At 59.1% G+C, this 16,152-nt stretch carries 13 protein-coding genes; 6 read left to right on the top strand and 7 right to left on the bottom strand.

Features of this window, described 5'->3' with window-relative positions; genetic code table 11:
- Window positions 1–137 precede the first annotated feature (137 nt).
- Window positions 138–1,154 (top strand): glycoside hydrolase family 5 protein, encoded by a 1,017-nt coding sequence (locus tag AC0L37_RS04540; protein ID WP_473314446.1) that lies wholly within the window; start codon window positions 138–140, stop codon window positions 1,152–1,154.
- Here AC0L37_RS04540 and AC0L37_RS04535 read toward each other — a convergent pair.
- Both AC0L37_RS04535 and AC0L37_RS04530 read right to left on the bottom strand, forming a co-directional pair.
- Entirely contained in the window at window positions 1,148–2,566 is a 1,419-nt protein-coding gene (locus AC0L37_RS04535; RefSeq protein WP_282221871.1) for a phenylacetate--CoA ligase family protein, read from the bottom strand. The genes AC0L37_RS04540 and AC0L37_RS04535 overlap by 7 nt on opposite strands.
- Window positions 2,563–3,432, bottom strand: coding sequence for a glycosyltransferase family 4 protein (locus AC0L37_RS04530; RefSeq protein ID WP_282221872.1), 870 nt, complete (start codon window positions 3,430–3,432; stop codon window positions 2,563–2,565). Before AC0L37_RS04530 ends, AC0L37_RS04535 begins: the two co-directional genes overlap by 4 nt.
- A gap of 471 nt (window positions 3,433–3,903) precedes the next feature.
- Between AC0L37_RS04530 and AC0L37_RS04525 the strand changes: the two genes are divergently transcribed.
- Window positions 3,904–5,292, top strand: coding sequence for a lipopolysaccharide biosynthesis protein (locus AC0L37_RS04525; protein ID WP_473314443.1), 1,389 nt, complete (start codon window positions 3,904–3,906; stop codon window positions 5,290–5,292).
- Here AC0L37_RS04525 and AC0L37_RS04520 read toward each other — a convergent pair.
- From AC0L37_RS04520 to wecB, 3 genes are read right to left on the bottom strand one after another with little or no spacing between them, the layout of a single operon-like run.
- Window positions 5,289–6,083 carry a WecB/TagA/CpsF family glycosyltransferase gene (locus AC0L37_RS04520; RefSeq protein WP_282221874.1) on the bottom strand — a complete coding sequence of 265 codons (795 nt, stop codon included), beginning with the start codon at window positions 6,081–6,083 and terminating at the stop codon, window positions 5,289–5,291. The two genes, AC0L37_RS04525 and AC0L37_RS04520, sit on opposite strands and share 4 nt — an antisense overlap.
- Window positions 6,084–6,085: 2 nt before the next feature.
- Window positions 6,086–7,417, bottom strand: a complete 1,332-nt coding sequence (wecC, locus tag AC0L37_RS04515) for a UDP-N-acetyl-D-mannosamine dehydrogenase (RefSeq protein ID WP_212657243.1) — start codon at window positions 7,415–7,417, stop codon at window positions 6,086–6,088.
- Window positions 7,410–8,561 carry a non-hydrolyzing UDP-N-acetylglucosamine 2-epimerase gene (gene wecB, locus AC0L37_RS04510; protein WP_282221875.1) on the bottom strand — a complete coding sequence of 384 codons (1,152 nt, stop codon included), beginning with the start codon at window positions 8,559–8,561 and terminating at the stop codon, window positions 7,410–7,412. Before wecB ends, wecC begins: the two co-directional genes overlap by 8 nt.
- A gap of 281 nt (window positions 8,562–8,842) precedes the next feature.
- Between wecB and AC0L37_RS04505 the strand changes: the two genes are divergently transcribed.
- Window positions 8,843–10,192: a glucosamine inositolphosphorylceramide transferase family protein gene (locus tag AC0L37_RS04505; protein ID WP_282221876.1), complete on the top strand. Its 1,350-nt coding sequence runs from the start codon at window positions 8,843–8,845 to the stop codon at window positions 10,190–10,192.
- On the opposite strand, the gene AC0L37_RS04500 is transcribed toward AC0L37_RS04505, so the two are convergent.
- Both AC0L37_RS04500 and AC0L37_RS04495 read right to left on the bottom strand, forming a co-directional pair.
- Entirely contained in the window at window positions 10,189–10,749 is a 561-nt protein-coding gene (locus tag AC0L37_RS04500; protein WP_282221877.1) for a hypothetical protein, read from the bottom strand. The two genes, AC0L37_RS04505 and AC0L37_RS04500, sit on opposite strands and share 4 nt — an antisense overlap.
- Window positions 10,750–11,007: 258 nt before the next feature.
- Window positions 11,008–11,448, bottom strand: a complete 441-nt coding sequence (locus AC0L37_RS04495) for a hypothetical protein (RefSeq protein WP_282221878.1) — start codon at window positions 11,446–11,448, stop codon at window positions 11,008–11,010.
- A 127-nt stretch (window positions 11,449–11,575) separates the two neighbouring features.
- Here AC0L37_RS04495 and AC0L37_RS04490 point away from each other — a divergent pair, with 127 nt between their 5' ends.
- The 3 genes from AC0L37_RS04490 (at window position 11,576) to AC0L37_RS04480 (ending at window position 16,144) form a co-directional block, all read left to right on the top strand.
- Entirely contained in the window at window positions 11,576–13,105 is a 1,530-nt protein-coding gene (locus tag AC0L37_RS04490; protein WP_282221879.1) for a GumC family protein, read from the top strand.
- 2 nt (window positions 13,106–13,107) lie between these two features.
- Entirely contained in the window at window positions 13,108–14,217 is a 1,110-nt protein-coding gene (locus AC0L37_RS04485; RefSeq protein ID WP_282221880.1) for a glycosyltransferase, read from the top strand.
- Between the two features lie 493 nt (window positions 14,218–14,710).
- Complete coding sequence (locus AC0L37_RS04480) at window positions 14,711–16,144, top strand: sugar transferase (RefSeq protein WP_282221881.1); 1,434 nt, start codon at window positions 14,711–14,713, stop codon at window positions 16,142–16,144.
- Window positions 16,145–16,152 lie beyond the last annotated feature (8 nt).

The following is a 16,152-nucleotide window of genomic DNA, read 5'->3' as shown; positions in this document are numbered from 1 at the left end:
GATTGGCTCAATTGGGCGCCCGTCACTGCAGATGGCACCTATCGCTGGCCCCCTATCGCGACCAGGAGGAATGGCTGGCGGGGGCGCGCCCGCTCAGCGACTGGCCGCCGGGAGACCAGTTCGAACGCATCCACGCAATGGGTTTTGACTTCGTCCGTCTTACCGTCGACCCGGGTCCGCTCTTGGCCACTGAGGGGGCATTTAGAGAGGAAGCTCTGAGCATTCTGGCGTCAGCCGTTCGCACGGTCACCGCTTCAGGGCTCAAGGTCGTCTTCAACCTTCACGGCGTCAGCCAGATACCCCGATACGGAATGGAGATGATTTATGGCGGCTCCGGTAGTGAGGGCGTCGCTACCTATCGGGCAATGGTGACCGATGTGGCCGCGATGCTAGTCGACGTCGGCACAGAAAATGTTGCATTGGAGCCCTACAATGAGCCAGCCTACTATCCTTGCGACGACAGCGGGACCGGGGATTGGCAGCAGATCATGGCCGATACCGTGGCCGACATCCGGGCAATCAGTACCAGACTGACCGTGATAGCGACCGGCGCTTGTGGCGGCAGCATCACCGGGTTGACTGACCTTGACCCTTCGTTTGACGACCCGAACCTGCTCTACAGCTTCCACATGTACGAGCCTCACAGTTTCACGCATCAGCGTGCTGAAGACCCCGAAAACTTTAGCGCCGGACTGCCATGGCCCTCTTCTGCCGGAAACCTCGATCTGGCACTGGAAACCCTGCGCGCCCATATGGACGCGGCCGGCGTCAACCTCGCGCGGAAGGCCAGAAACATGATCATGTTTCAGGCCACTGCCGCCCAGTACTTTCTTGAAGGCTGGGGACAGACCCAGCTTGAAGCGCGCATAGGTGAAGCGGTCGACTGGGCGCAGGACAACGACATCGCCGAATCGCGTTTGTTCATGGGCGAATTTGGCACCATTCTGATGACACCCGATGGTCGCATGGGGGCCTTCAACGCTGACCGGCTTCGCTACCTCGCAGCCGTCCGCCAGCAGGCCGAAACCTACGGATTTGCCTGGTCGGTGTGGGAGTATTCAAATCCCTATGGCATGTCTGTGATCTTGCCGATCGGACCCGCTATGCCAGATACCCAGATGCTACATTCCCTGGGCCTGCCTCCCGCTCAATAGCGACCAATATCGAGCCGTTGGTCAATGAACGCGCGTTTCCCGCTACGACCCGCTACTATCTGCGATACAGGCTGCGGTCTGAAACGCAATCGGTTCTGACTGGTACGCGTGAGGTCGGCCGCCATACGCGCCGCATCTTCCGGCCCGCCTTCTCCCGTTGTGACGTAGCGGATCACCACGTCCCCCGGTGTATCCTGATAGAACTGGAACTCCGATATCCCCGCGAAAAACCGCGGATCTTCCGGCGTTAGGTCGGTGGTGACCACGCGCGTCCCCTCATCAGTGACGAGATAATTGGGCTTTCGGCGCGGCGTCAGATCGCAAACCTGCATCCTCTGACCATTGCTGGCATTAGGCAGTTGGACAAGTCGCGCATAATCCCCCGTCTCATAGCGAATGAAGGGCATGCCTGTGGACAGAAAGCCGGTCCCAATCAGGCGTCCTTCCTTGCCGAACTCGGTAACAGGATCACCCGCTTCATCGACCAGCTCCGCAAGCCCATAGATCGGGTTGAATTCGTACACACCCGGCGCACCCGCAACTTCTGCCGCGAACAACACCTTCTCGCTCAGGCCATAAAAACAGGAGAACTCGGGATTGCCCAATGTCTGGATGATGAAGCTGCGCTGGTGCTCGAATATTGGTTCGGAGATAGGCATAATGCCCTTGATCGGTCGTTTGGGGGTGCGGCCGAGCACCCGCATCTGCCGACAAAACAGTTCAATCGCCGACGGATACCCATAAATATACTGCAGACCGCGAGCATCGATCAGATCGAGATATTGCGCAGCGTCTTGCTCGGTCAAAGGATAGACTGAAAGGCGCATCTCGCGCAGCGCGGGGTCCCAGTCATGGATTTTGCGACCATTGGGGTCCAGTGCAAAGCCCCGCAAACAGACCCGCGCATCGTTTTCGGAAAACCCGATGCGCGACCACACATCGTAGACATAGGCCATCTCACGAGTGCTGCGATCCTTGTCGAGATAAAAGCCGAACGGCGTTTCGGCATTCGACCCACTTGTTTCGCCCCAATCCACGTCACTCAGCGGCACCGCAAGTGCGTCCTTGCCTGCAGAACGCAGTGCCACCTTGTCAAAGACAGGCATCTTACTCAGATCGGCCAGCTCAAGCACATTTGCGTCAAACTCAGCGCCAAACGTGCGGGCAATGAGGTCTCGGTAGAAAGGGCTGCCGGCCTGCGCTTTGGCAAATAGCGCACGTAAGGCGGCCAATTGCGCCTCAGCCGCAAATTTCGGATCTGCTTCAGCCCGTGCAACCCTCTCACGCTCCCGCAGGTACGTTCGGCCGAATTTGAGCTTTGCCGGCACTAGCCCCATGAGCGGACGAAGGCCTTGCCGCAAAAATTTCGGGCTGCGGACATATGCTCCGCGGGCGCGATCCAGCCAGCTCATTTCTCCCCCGCGATCTTCGTGCGCGCCGCTGCAATCCAGACCTCGCAGATGGCCTGCGCAAATGGCGCCAGATCCAGTTGCTGACGGTGAAACATCCGCGCATTCTTACCCAGTTCGGCGCGCAGTTCCGGATCGCTGACCAGCCGGCTCAAGGCCAGGGCCAAAGCCCCGACATCGCCCGGCGGCACCAGTAGCCCAGTCTTTTCGTCCACAATGATATCTGTCACTGCGCCCACCGGCGTGGCGACAACCGCTAGACCCGCCGCCATTCCCTCGATCACCGATACTGGAAGGTTCTCCGCAAACGAGGGAAGGACAAGAATATCAGCTGAAGCAATCAACTGTGCCACTTGTGTTGGGCCAACCCAGCCCGGAAAAGCAACGCGTTGCGATAGCCCCAACGAAGCGGCCTGATTGCGCGCAGCATCAACGGATCCGTCACCGGCAACCGTTGCTCGCCAGCGGTCATCTTCAGCCATCGCGCTCAGCGCGGCCAGCAGTTGTGGCACACCCTTGCGCTCTCCAATCCGGCCCAGAAACAGAATATGGACGCTCTCGCCACCGCCCTTCTGTGCAAGCGCCGGCACTCCCGTCGCGTTGGCAATGATGGTGATTTTGTCGGCAACGCCAGGGGCACGGCCGGCGATGAATTCGCGCCACACGCTGCCAAGCACCACCACCTGGGCAGCACGCTCAAACATGTTCTCAATTGAGCGGCTCAACAGTCCGCCCGCACCTTCCCAGAACTCTTGGTACTCCGCACCATGAAGGTGCAGAACATATGGAATGGTCATTAGGCGCGCGCAGTTGGCAATCACCAGCTTGCGATAGGTGCTGCCGTCGCTAGCAAGATTGATGTGAACCACATCGACTCTTCCCCTGAGGCGCGCAGCAATCATCCGCAAACAAAAAAACAGCGCGTAGAACGGGGAGAGCAGGACCGACCCCGCCCCCGGCTTGCCACAAACTGAGCGCGGACTTCGGGCCTGTCCTCGCGCGCCAATTGGGCCTTCAGAGTCGCCATGACGCGATCAACACCGCCCTGTCCGGTTGCGGCAGAGGGCGTGGCGACCATGACGTGAACGGTTGGTTTGATGGTGGGGCGTTGCAGCATGATGCTCTTGGTTAGCCCAGTCAGGCACAACACAAAAGCAAAGGATGTCGGGAAGGTTTACGCGCACAGCGTTTGATCAAATTGCCCGCGTTCACGCTATGTGGGTTTTATGCTGGTCCCTCCAGTAGCGGAGCGCTAAGCCTGAACAAACCGAACTTCCGGAAACGCGCTTTTGCTCCTACGTTCAACGCTCATCTATGCGCCTGCGATCTTGCTGACGCGAATGTCCGCATTGCTGCTGATTGCCGTAGCGACCCGCTTGATCGACCAGATGGAGTTTGGCCTCCTCACGCTGGTGGTAGCGATCGGCGAAATGACCGACGTTGCCGTGACCAACTGGTTGCGGATTTCATTGCTCCGACTGGGTGGCAAGAAGGACGTTAGCCGAGGCAGCCTGTTTCTGGCCGCGCGTGTCATGGTCTTGACCACTTTATTGGCGCTGGCTGTATCCGCAGCGGCATCAACACTGGTCGCGCCTGATCGCTGGATCGAGTTTGCCTTGGCTGTTGGCGGTTACCTGATCGCTGGCGCAATTGGGCGATTTGCGCTGACCGTACTGCAAATGCAGCAACGCCATTCAACGTACAGCATGCTCGAATTTCTGCGGGCAGTTCTACAATTGGCGTTGCCGCTCCTGGCCATCTACATCTTGCCCGGCTCGTTCCTGTCGATCTCGCTCGGTTCCAGTCTGGGTGTCCTGATCGCCGGACTCATTGCGGGCACCATTGCCTGGAGCAAGGTTGTTGCGGGGCCTGCTCGCTTCAGCCAACGCGAGTTCTTCGCCTTTGGCGTGCCCCTTGTAGTCATTGCTCTGGTGGGGTTCGGGCTGAACAATGCCGAGCGGCTCTTTCTGAACGCCTACTATAATGCAGGTTCCGTCGCGATCTTTGCTGCCGCCTATGCCTTGGCCCGCCAGCCAATCGATATGGTCGCCAATGCCATCAATATGGGCGCATTCCCCGAAATCGTTGGCAGGTTCGACTCTGAAGGACCCGCATCCGCGGCAGCGCTGCTATCCAACCTCATGGCGCTGATGATCCGGCTGTGTTTGCCGGTAGCGGCCCTTCTGGTGGCCCTGGGCCCCGAAATTACCAGCGTGGTATTGCCCGTGCAGTATCACGGCCATGTCGACCAACTGTTTCTAGTCATTGCTTTTTCCGTCTTGTGCGCCAACCTTACCAGCTTCGTCTACGGCGCAGTTGTGCACGCTCACAAGAAGCCGTGGCTGCTGGTTTGGGCAAATGGCGCCGGGTCAATTGGCACTATCGGACTGTCGCTACTGCTGATCCCGACTATGGCAGAAACCGGCGCCGCACTGGCTCTGGCCGGCGGCACATTATCGAGCCTCGCGGTCTGCGCTGCCATCAGTCAGAAGCTGACAGCAATTCCCCTCCCGCTGCGCGACATCTTCTTCTCGATAGGGATCGCAGCCATAACGGGCGTGACAGCAAAACTCTCCAGCGTCGCTTTTGCGCAAGCCCCCGACCTCGTTCAGCTGGCAGTCGGGGCGGTGGTTGGTGGTCTCACGTTTCTGGCGCTTAACGGACTGATCCACCCGACTGAAACCCGTGCCCTCGCCCAGCGTGCATGCAGGCGCCTCGGCATCGCCTAAAGCGCAGGCGGATTGCGCCGAGCCTGCTGAAACTCTCGCCAAAGCATTGCTATGTAGGCCGTATTGGTCTCGTAGTACCGACGCCACAAGCGCCGCGGCTCCTGAGCAACACGAAACAGCCATTCCAGGCCAGCACGTTGGATAAAAACGGGCGCGCGGGAAACCTTGCCCCCATAGACGTCAAAGCTCCCGCCCACCCCCATCACAAAGCTGGGCAGCAGCGCCTCACGATGCCGCTTGAGAAAACGCTCCTTGTGAGGCGTCGGCAGCGCGACAAACAGACAGTCAGCGCCTGAAGCATTGATAGTGGCAACAATGCCAGCTTCTTCACCCTGATCGAAATACCCGTTTTGTAAGCCGGCAATCTCCAGTGTGGGATAATCGCGCGCGAGGGTCGCCCGAACGGCATCCAGTACGTTTTGCTCTGCACCGAACAGGAAGGGTCGATAGGCCTTGCGGGCACATAGCGCAAACATCTCTGTCATCACGTCCACACCGGCCACGCGTTCATTCAGCGCAACGCCCAGTAGGCGCGCTCCCCACAGCACGCCGGCCCCGTCGACATTGATGACGTCGGCGGTGGAGACATCCTCACGCAGTTCAGCGTTCTTGCCCATGTTCACCAGCTTGGCGACGTTGACCACGGTGTGCAGCAATGGACGGTGCGTCCGCATGGCTTCATCGGCTAGGTCCAGCGTCTCCGCCATGCTCAGATCGTGCATTGGCGCGCCCAGAAATCCCCGGCGCCGATCCGCCAGCAAGGGGTGGGTGGACCAGTCGTCAAACTCCATATTTAGGCTGCCTTGTCTGTGCTGCGGCGGCGCGGCCGCGTCATGCTGTTGCGCCCCTCAATGCGGGCATCGGTCCGGCGCGCTTTGCGCCAGGTCCAGAGCCCACGCGTATCCACCAGCTTCTTCTCAGTAAGCGCTGCGGGATCAATCAGGCTGAAATGACGATGATCGACCAGCAATACGACAATGTCGGCTTGGTCGATCGCCGTCAGGGCATCCGTGAATTCCACGCCGATACCCTGCAGTGGTTTGGGCAATTCCTTGGCATGTGGTTCAGCTGCAAGAATCCGCACATTGGGCAATTCCGTCAGCAGCCGGACCACATCGACGGCGGGGCTTTCGCGCATATCGTCGATATTGGGCTTGAAGCTCAACCCCAGGCAGGCAATGGTCTGCGCCTTGTGGGGGTCCAGAAGCATTTCCACGTCGCGAACGACGCTGTGTGGACGATCGGAATTGATTCGCCGGGCCGTCTGCATCATCGCCGTGCTGTCGGGGACCGCGTTGATGATGAAATAGGGGTCGACCGCAATACAGTGACCGCCCACACCTGGTCCAGGATTGAGGATGTTGACGCGAGGGTGCTTGTTGGCCAGCTCGATGACTTCCCAGACATTGAGCCCGAGCTGCTGGCAAACGCCTGAGAGCTCATTGGCGAAACCGATATTTACGTCGCGGAACGCATTTTCCGTCAGTTTGACCAATTCAGCGCTTTCCGCGCTGGTGATGTAGAGGTCGCCTGCAACAAAACTGGTATAAAGCCCGACCGCACGCTGTGCCGAAGCATTGGACAATCCGCCTATGGAGCGATCATTGTCCACAAGTTCGCTGAGCACCTTTCCAGGCAGAACGCGCTCTGGTGAATACGCGACCAGTACGTCGGCGTCTTCGCCAAACAGATGCGGAAACTTCAAATCCGGCCGCAGTTCGGCCAGCAGCATGGTCATATTACGGGTCGTGCCAACTGGTGACGTCGACTCCAGAATTATCAGATCGCCACGCTTGAGGACCGGCGCCAGGCTGCGCGCTGCAGCCATGACAAAACTGAGATCAGGAGTGTGATCATCCGCAAACGGCGTAGGCACAGCGATAATATGTGCATCGGCTGGCTGCGGCTTCGAATACGCCTTGAGTTTGCCGGTTTCGACCATTTTCTGGATCAAGCCATCCAGCTCGGGCTCGACGATATGGATCTCGCCCCGATTGACCTTGGCAACCACGTCCTCGTTGACGTCGACACCGAGCACATCCAACCCGCTTTTGGCGAAGATGGCGCAAGTTGGAAGGCCGATATAGCCCATCCCGATGACCGAAACGGTACGAATGTCAGTCATAGCGCAAAAGCTCCTCAAGAATACGAGCGCTCGCCCGTCCATCCCCGTAGGGATTGTGTTGCTCTGACATCCCGCGATAGGCCGCCGGGTCATCAAGCAGACGGTTTGCATTGGAGAGGATCAAATCGACCTGCGTGCCGACCAGGCGTGCTGTGCCCGCCGCAACACCCTCGGGGCGTTCAGTATTGTCGCGCAGCACAAGCACGGGCTTGCCCAGTGATGGGGCCTCTTCCTGCACACCGCCACTATCGGTCAGCACCAGATAGCTCTGCTTCTGCAGATACAGAAACGGCAGATAGTCCTGCGGTTCAATGAGGAATACATTGGGAACATCGCCCAGTTGCGCTTCGACAACGCGGCGCACATTGGGATTGGGGTGGACCGGATAGACAATTTGCACGTCGCCGCGCGTCGCCAGGACCTTGAGCGCGGTACAGATCCGTTCAATGCCCCCCTCATGATTCTCGCGACGGTGACCCGTCACCAGAATCAACTTTTTGCCAACTTCCAGAAACGGGAAACCTGCCGCAAGTCCGGCATTCATCGATTTGTCGGCGTCGACCTGATCTGAAAAATGCAGCAGCGTGTCGATCACCGTGTTTCCGGTCACAAAGATGCGGCTGGCATCCTTGCCTTCCGCCAGCAGATTGGCGCGCGCCTCCGTTGTCGGCGCAAAGTGCCAGGTGGCGATGTCACCAGCGATCCGCCGGTTCAACTCTTCCGGAAATGGCGAGTCTATATTGTGGCTACGCAGCCCAGCCTCGACATGTGCAACGGGGATACGCTTGTAGAACGCTGCAAGCGCTGCAGCCATGGCTGTCGTGGTATCGCCCTGCACCATTACGATGTCAGGTTTGGATTGCTCCAGCACAGTCTCCATGCCGACCAGGACCTTGTTGGTCACATCGAACAGACTTTGCCCCGGCCGCATGGCATCCAAATCATAGTGGACCGGCATGCCCGTCAACTTGATGACCTGGTCGACCATTTCGCGATGTTGGGCGGTTACGCAAATTTCGGTGACCAAATCGGGACGGGCCAACGCCGCACGGGCCACGGGGAAGCACTTCAATGCTTCCGGCCGTGTCCCAAACACAATCAGAAGCTTCTTCTTTTCCAGAAATGGCTGCGATATGAAATTCATGGCCGTCCTCGCCGAAGTCGCGGCAAGAATTCTTTACCGCCAACCACCTATATCGTGATAGCCAGCAGTTGAATGTGAACTATTTACGCATGGTTAACTCGCTCGACCGTTTACCTTGTTTCATCTAAATCATTGATTCAGATGGAAATAACGAAGCAAAATCCGTTATGCGAGTGAATACTTTGAACAATTTGAATAAAATTGTAATTATATTGGGCCGCGGGGAAGCGCGGCTCTGGCAGGTTAACCTGTTGGAACGCCTAACATCTGCAGGACATCTCATGGATATCCAGCACGTCGACGTCCCTAGCAGACCGCGCCACACGCCTGACCCGATACTCGCCCTTGAGAGCCTGCGCTTCGGCAAATGTTTGGCAACAAAGGTGACCCCGCCCGCCCCATCACAAGATCCGACCGCCGCGAAACTGGTCATCGACCTATCAGGACGTCTCGGCGTCGCATCCGCCCCGGCGCTGCGCGTGACCTTTGAGGGGCAGCCTGATTTTGCCGATGGCCTGACCCAAATGCTGGCCAATAAAGTCCAGCCAGTCCTGACCACAACTCTGGATGGCCAGACTGTCGGGGTCGCCCGCCCAATGCTCTCAGATTGGCTTTGGCTGAGCCGCGCTAGCGATGACGTCCTGTCGGGAGCCATTTCATTGCTTGAGCAAAGCGTGGCGCGTTTCTTTGCTGACGCGTTGACACCCGTGGAGCCGCCGGCGCCGCCATTCCCTGTTGTGGGATTTTGGCGCCACTACTTGCCGAGCCTCACTCGCGCTGCAGCCACTCGCGCCTTGGAAAGGCTCAGCACCAGGCGTCCGTTCTACTGGCAGGTAGCCTATCGGACCGTGCAACATGCTGGCATTGCCACAACCGCAGCGGTGGACGGCCCCGAATTCACGACCCTGGCCGACGATGGACAGCGCTTCTATGCCGACCCCTTCGTCGTCGAGCATCAGGGCGAGGAATTTCTGTTCGTCGAGGAGTACCCTTATGCGACCGGCAAGGGTGTAATTTCGGTTGCCAAGATTGCCCGCGACGGTCAGGCCAGCGTGCCGCGCTGCGTGCTCGAGGAGCCCTACCACCTCTCATATCCTCAGGTTTTCCGGCATGACGGCGAGACGTTCATGCTTCCCGAAAGCGGTGGTGCTCGACGGCTTGTTCTATATCGAGCCAGTTCATTCCCGGATCATTGGGTGCAGGACACCATCCTGATAGCAGACAGGGATATTAACGACGCAACCCTGCTTCACCGCGACGGCCAGTTTTGGCTGTTCGGCACCGAAAGGCGTGGCGCCGGGAGTCCGTCAGACACCATGGTTGTATTTTCCGCCCCGACATTGCGCGGTCCTTGGAGCCCGCACAAACTCAACCCGATTGCCATCGATAGCGCCGCCGCGCGCCCTGGCGGCGCCTTTATCGATTGTGACGGCCGCACTTTCCTGCCGGTCCAGAATGGCCAGAAAACCTATGGCGGTGGCTTGGGCCTGATGGAACTGCTGCGGGTCGACGATGACGCCGTGTTGTTTGCAGAGCCTGTACCTGTCCAGCCCGGAAAGGCATGGCACCGCAAGGGAATTCACACCCTAAATCGGACTGGTTCGATTGAGGTAATCGATAGCGCGGGCTAGCTGGTTTCTACTTTTTGCCGCGGTATGCCGAAGGCGATCAATAGTATGAAGACGACCGTTAAAACCGGCTGCTTGGCGGACATGGTATTGTTCGACAACGCGGCGAGCAGGAACGTCCCTGTCGCGATCCAGGCGACCAGTGGCGCACCGCGCAACAACCTCAGCATGATCCAGCAGACGACCCAGGTGAACGCCAAGGCGAGCGGAATACCGAAGGTCAGACCGATCACCACCTGTGCGCTTTCAATAAACGGCAGATTGAGCTCGTTGTTGACCAGCGCCAGCAGGTCTGCTGGCGGCATGCCGAACACCAGCTCCTGCCAGCCGACCAACCAGAACGCCTGATATACGGTCAGCCGCGCGTAGAAATTCTCATCAAACAGCGTGTCGCTGAAACGACCCAGCAGCCCCCCACCCGCCAGCACGGCAAACATGATTGCGCCGCCGATCAACGTCACGAGCAGCACACCGACCTTGGCACGCCGAGATTGCCGTGGCGAAAGACCCGGCCAGGGCACGAAGATCAGCAGCCCTAGAATTTCGGCAACAGTCAGCAACAGCGCAAAGCGCGCCCCGCAGCTGCGCACCCAATAAGCAGCACAAGTATAAGGAGGACGCGGACCCAAACACGCCAGCGCGCCAGCACCACGAAGCCTACGGCGGTAGCACACAGGGCACCGAGCGCCAGCGGGTGTTCCGACAGCCCGAGAGGTCGGAAGCTGTCTTCCACGAGATCGGATGGCAGTAGCCGTACTTGGGTGATCGCTTCTCCGATCCCGATAACCGCACTCGCAATCAGCATCACCAGGACGATCTCACCCAGAAGACGCCTCGCACCCCCCAAGCGCCAGCGCGATTAGCCCGGCTGCACCCGCAACAAGATAGGTATCAATGATGAACACTGACGACCCCGGTCGTCCCGTGATGAATAGCAGGACAACAAATGCCAGCATGGCCAGACAATACCAGATCAGCACCTTGAAACGGTCGATCTCGTCGCCCCAGAGCCGGATGGGTTGGCTGAACAGGGTGATCGGCAGCATGAGCAGGATCATGTAGGTGCCGAAGTGGAGCTTCTCGTAAAAGGCACCTCCCTCTTCGGTATAATCCATCACCTGGTTCATCATCATCGGTGAGATGTTGATCCGCACCGCCAGTGCCAGCGCGGTGCCCAGCACAAGCAGCAGGGTCAGGGCATTCTGCCGGCGTATCGCGGGCGGCATAGTCTGGTTGGCGCCAGCGGCCGTGTCGTTCACATGTTCACCTGACATTGGCATGTCTGGCCCCCGCTTAACCAAAAAAGGTCATTCCGGCAGCGACCTGACGGGCATGCTGTATAAGGTCTTAACACTATGTCACTCTGGAAAACGAGGCGTTAACGCCATGGCCGACATTGCCCCACCGTCCGATCGCCGCACCGGTGCTCGCGCTTACGCGCGGCTCGGGGGCGAACAGAATTGGCGTGCGCCGGCCCCCGCAAACACGGCGCAAGCCCCCAGCACACCAAATACAGTGACGCTCGACAAGATCGGTGATTTTCTCGAACTTGATTTTGGACGCCTCTTTGTATGGCTGCGTAATGGTCTGATACTGACAGCAATTCTGGCCATCATTGGCACTGTCCTGGGCGGCGCTTTTGCGGTGCTAAGCAAGCCACGCTACACCGTGACCACTGACATCATGATCGATCCCGCCAATCTTCAGGTAGTCGAAGGGGATGTATTTTCCCAGCCTGGTCAGGTTGATGGCCAACTGCTCATCGCTGGCAGCAAGCTGCGGGTACTGACTTCGCGCAACGTCCTGACACGTGTAGTCGCCGATCTGGACCTGGTTAATGACACCGAGTTTTACGACACCACGCCACCGCTGTTTTCCCTGCCAAACTTTGTTGGCGGCGGTACTGCCAGTGCCAGCACTGAAGATCCCTCGGTAATAGCAGTCCGCGCGCTGAGCGAACGCGTTGCCACCAAGTCGGACGAGAAGTCCTTCGTGGCAAGTCTGATGGTATCCTCGGAATCCACCGACAAGGCCATCGCCATTTCGGCTGGCATCGTTCAGGCGTTCCGCGATGAACTCGCTGAAGCCGAGGCGGACGGGGCGTCTCGCGCCGCCACGTCACTTGATAACCGCCTTGATGAACTCAAGACCGATGTTCAGGCTGCCGAGGAGAGGGTCCAGACCTTCCGCCGCGAAAACAAACTTGCAATGTCGGGTGACGGGCAACTGGTCAGCACCCAGACCATGAACGCCCTCAATGCTCAGGTCGTCGCCGCACAGGCGCGTGTCATTGAAGCCCGCACCACCTATGATGCGCTCGCCGCCGCTGGCGCACAGGCCAACCCGTCGACGGGCACAGCCGCTACCAGCCTGCCCGCCCTGCGCGATCGCGCAGGCGCTCTGCAGCAACAGCTCCTGTCGCAGTCAATGCTGCTCGGCCCTCGCCACCCGACCATCGTGGGCCTGACAGCGGAACTGGACGCCGTGCAAACCCAGATCCGCACTGAAATCGATCGCGCTGTAGCATCGGCCAAGACCGCGCTGGATGACGCCGAGACTAACCTCGCTGCCCTGACCGCAGAGAGCGCTAACCTCACCAGCGCTGTCTTCACCGACAACGACCTGCAGGTTCAACTGCGCGAACTCGAGCGTGACGCAACATCCAAAACAGTAATCTACGAGAGCTTCCTGTCGCGGGCGCGGCAGATCACCGAGCGTGAACAGATCGATACGACCAATGTGCGCGTCATCTCCACTGCTGTGCCACCCAAAGGACGTTCGTGGCCGCCACGCACGGTCCTCGTGATGGGCATTGGTGGCTTCCTTGGACTCTTCTTGGGGATGGTGATCGCCGTTTGCGTCGGGATTTGGCGCGATATGCGCAACCCACCTGCCGCACAAACAGCACCGCAATAGCGGTGGGTAAACGCGTCGTCTTCCACACGGCCAGCCTGCGGGGCGGTGGCTCTGAACGCGTCTTTACGCTGATGGCGAACGCCCTTGCAGGGCGCGGTCATAAGGTGACGCTCTTCACCTGGAACGCTGACGGCCCTAATGCCACACTGCTCTCGCCCGCAGTCAGCCTGGTGTCGCTCGACCTGCCGATCCACGGCGAAGGCTATGGCAAGATCGGCACGATCCGGGGCATTTTTCAATCCGCGCTGTTCTTCCGCCGACACCGGCCAGACGCGGTTTTCTCTGCCCCCGAATTTGCCAATCTCGCCATTTCCATGGCGTTGAGACTGTCAGCCAGCAGGGCGAGGTTCTTCCCCAGTTTCCACGCGGCAGCCGGCCTGCCATCAACGACCTTTGGCGCCAAACTGGCCGTCACCTTGTCTCATCTGGTGCGTAGCCGGACCAGCAAGGCCATCGCGGTCTCCCAAGGCATAGGCCAGGACCTGGAGGCCCGTGGTTTTGACAGGCAACGCATCGCCATCATCAACAATCCACTGCCCCCAAAACAGAGCAAGCCATCGGTCGATGATCGCTGGCAAACCGATCTTGCGGCGATGGGCAAAGCTACCGTCATTGCGACCGCAGGCCGATTGGTCCCGGTCAAAGATCACAAGACACTGATTGCGGCCTTCGCCCGATTGCGACAAACGCACGAGGCGCGGCTGGTGATATTTGGGGAAGGCCCCTTGGCGGCGGACCTGCGCAATCAGGCCGACGCACTTGGCATCGGACAGAGTGTGCTGCTGCCCGGTTACGTCAATGATTTGACGGATTGCTACAAGGCAGCGGACATGTTCGTCCTGTCTTCAACCAGCGAAGGCTTTGGCAACGTGCTCATTGAAGCCATGGCTGAAGGCGTACCCGTCATATCCACCGACGCCCCTTATGGGCCACGCGAGATTCTGGGCGATGGGCTCTATGGCGCGTTGGTGCCTGTGGGGGATACACAGGCGCTCGCCAAAGCCATGGCCAGCTTGATGGATCGGCCAACAGATCGCCAGGCCCTGCGACAACGCGCCAAGGATTTCGATATCGATTTGATTGCGGACCGTTATGAAGCGCTTTTGAGCTAGGGGCGCTCCCGCACCCGCGAAAATTGACGCGACATTATCCGGGAAACTGTCTGAGCGGGCCTAACCCCTAGCCGCGCGCTGCTCGGTTTCGACCGCTCCCACTACCACGCTCAAAGGCCGGGTCGCCGCGACAGGTTTTGGCTATGCGCCAGAAAGTCAGCGAGTCCGGGACAGTCCGGAAAGCACCCGACACGAAATTCACACTCAGTCGAAATGGCAGTCGTCAGGATCGAACTGAGCGCCGTGTTTGCCGACCCCATGACCACGTGCACGATTGCTCGTCACCCAAGCGTGCCTTTGCTGGCCGCGAAGATGAACAATGTCCCAACAGACTTATCCACAGACGCAGGACCCAGCTTTCAAAGCGCCTGCTCAAGCGCAGACTAAACATCTGAAAACAGACAATTTCTCTAAAGTTCTCACGTTAACCTCGCCCACAGTCTGCAAGTGCCCACCCCTCGCCAGCCTGCTACGGTTAACGGGCTCTTAAGGGATGAGGCCGCCGATGTATCAAGACAGCGTCACAACCAGAAATGCTGAACTTCGGCGTCGGCGCCGTTTCAAGATCCCTAGTCGAGTCTATTTTGGCTATGCTCTGGCAGCCTTTGAAGGTGTCGTTGCCGCGGCAATCGCCCTCGCCATCTCATTGCTGATGACCGACCCACTGATATCTGAAGGTCGCGCCGCTGCGCTGGCACTGCCCCTGATGGCTGTGCTTTACGGTGCATTTTCCCATGCCTCTTCCGAGCGGGCGCTCGCCTCAAGCCAGTCTCGTCCCAACCTTCTGGCCGCCGCCACGCACTGGGCAATTACGGTCGCAGTAGTTTGGCTTTGCAGCCTGCTGATCACGGGAGAGTTCATTAGCCCAACGCCTCAGACCTGGCAGTGGCTTCTGATCGGCGCCGCGCTTCTGATGATCGTGCGCTGGGCCCTCTACGCTCGCGTGCGTACCATGATGAGCGCCGGACAGTTCCAGATTGACCGCACTGCACTTGTTGGCAACGCCGACTCGATCCGCCGGTTCGAGCGAGACGCCCGCATTTGGCAACAAGGTGCCCAGGTAGTTGCGACCCGGGCTCTTGAACACGACAGTGAAAACACCTCAGCCGCCGGCTTTGATGACTTCGTCAAAATCTGTGTCGAGCGCCGCTGCGATCATGTCCTGTTTCTCGATGGTCCCGTCGGATCCCCGACCACTTCGGCTCTGATGCAGGCGTGCAGGCCCTTTGCGATAAACGTCGCATTTGCGCCCCAGCGTCAGGACGAGAGATACCTCGATGTTCTTTCGATCGGACCGGGTAACGCCGTTCGGGTGATGCGTAAGCCGCTCACTGACGGCGACCGTATGATCAAGCGCACCTTGGACATCGTCGCTGCGATCATTGCATTGGTGTTGTTCGGCCCCATAATTCTAGGCACTGCTCTGCTTGTCAGGATTACCAGCCCCGGACCGATCCTGTTCCGTCAGGAACGCCGCGGCTTCAACGGCAAGAGCTTCTACATTCTCAAGTTCCGCTCCATGACGGTAACCGAGGATGGCCGCGCAATGACCCCCGCCATAGCGGGTGACAGCCGCATCACGCCTTTGGGTCGCTTCCTGCGTCGCTCCAGTATTGATGAGCTGCCCCAATTGCTCAATGTGCTGCGCGGCGACATGAGCATGGTGGGCCCTCGCCCACACGCTATCTCGCATGATGCCGAACTCAGCCACCGCTTTGCGCAGTACGCACAGCGCCAGCGCATCAAGCCGGGCATTACCGGGTGGGCTCAAGTCAACGGATTTCGTGGCGAGATCATCAGCCAGTCTCAGCTTGATGGCCGCATATCCCATGACATTGCCTATGCTGAAAACTGGTCACTCGGGCTGGATGTCAAAATCCTGATGCTGACCTTATCCTCTCCACTGGCGCACGCCGCGGCGTACTGACCAGGGCC

The sequence above is a fragment of the Devosia sp. J2-20 genome (assembly GCF_055808475.1).
The sequence above is the reverse complement of the archived record's forward strand: the minus strand, read 5'-3'. Positions and strand labels throughout refer to the sequence as shown.

Coding starts and splice junctions, on each gene's coding strand:
- AC0L37_RS04540 (WP_473314446.1), top strand. CDS start 138: ATGGGTTTTGACTTCGTCCGTCTTACCGTCGACCCGGGTCCGCTCTTG.
- AC0L37_RS04490 (WP_282221879.1), top strand. CDS start 11,576: ATGGCCGACATTGCCCCACCGTCCGATCGCCGCACCGGTGCTCGCGCT.
- AC0L37_RS04480 (WP_282221881.1), top strand. CDS start 14,711: ATGAGGCCGCCGATGTATCAAGACAGCGTCACAACCAGAAATGCTGAA.
- AC0L37_RS04520 (WP_282221874.1), bottom strand. CDS start 6,083: ATGGAGTTTGACGACTGGTCCACCCACCCCTTGCTGGCGGATCGGCGC.
- AC0L37_RS04535 (WP_282221871.1), bottom strand. CDS start 2,566: ATGAGCTGGCTGGATCGCGCCCGCGGAGCATATGTCCGCAGCCCGAAA.
- AC0L37_RS04525 (WP_473314443.1), top strand. CDS start 3,904: ATGTCCGCATTGCTGCTGATTGCCGTAGCGACCCGCTTGATCGACCAG.
- AC0L37_RS04505 (WP_282221876.1), top strand. CDS start 8,843: ATGGATATCCAGCACGTCGACGTCCCTAGCAGACCGCGCCACACGCCT.
- wecC (WP_212657243.1), bottom strand. CDS start 7,417: ATGACTGACATTCGTACCGTTTCGGTCATCGGGATGGGCTATATCGGC.
- wecB (WP_282221875.1), bottom strand. CDS start 8,561: ATGAATTTCATATCGCAGCCATTTCTGGAAAAGAAGAAGCTTCTGATT.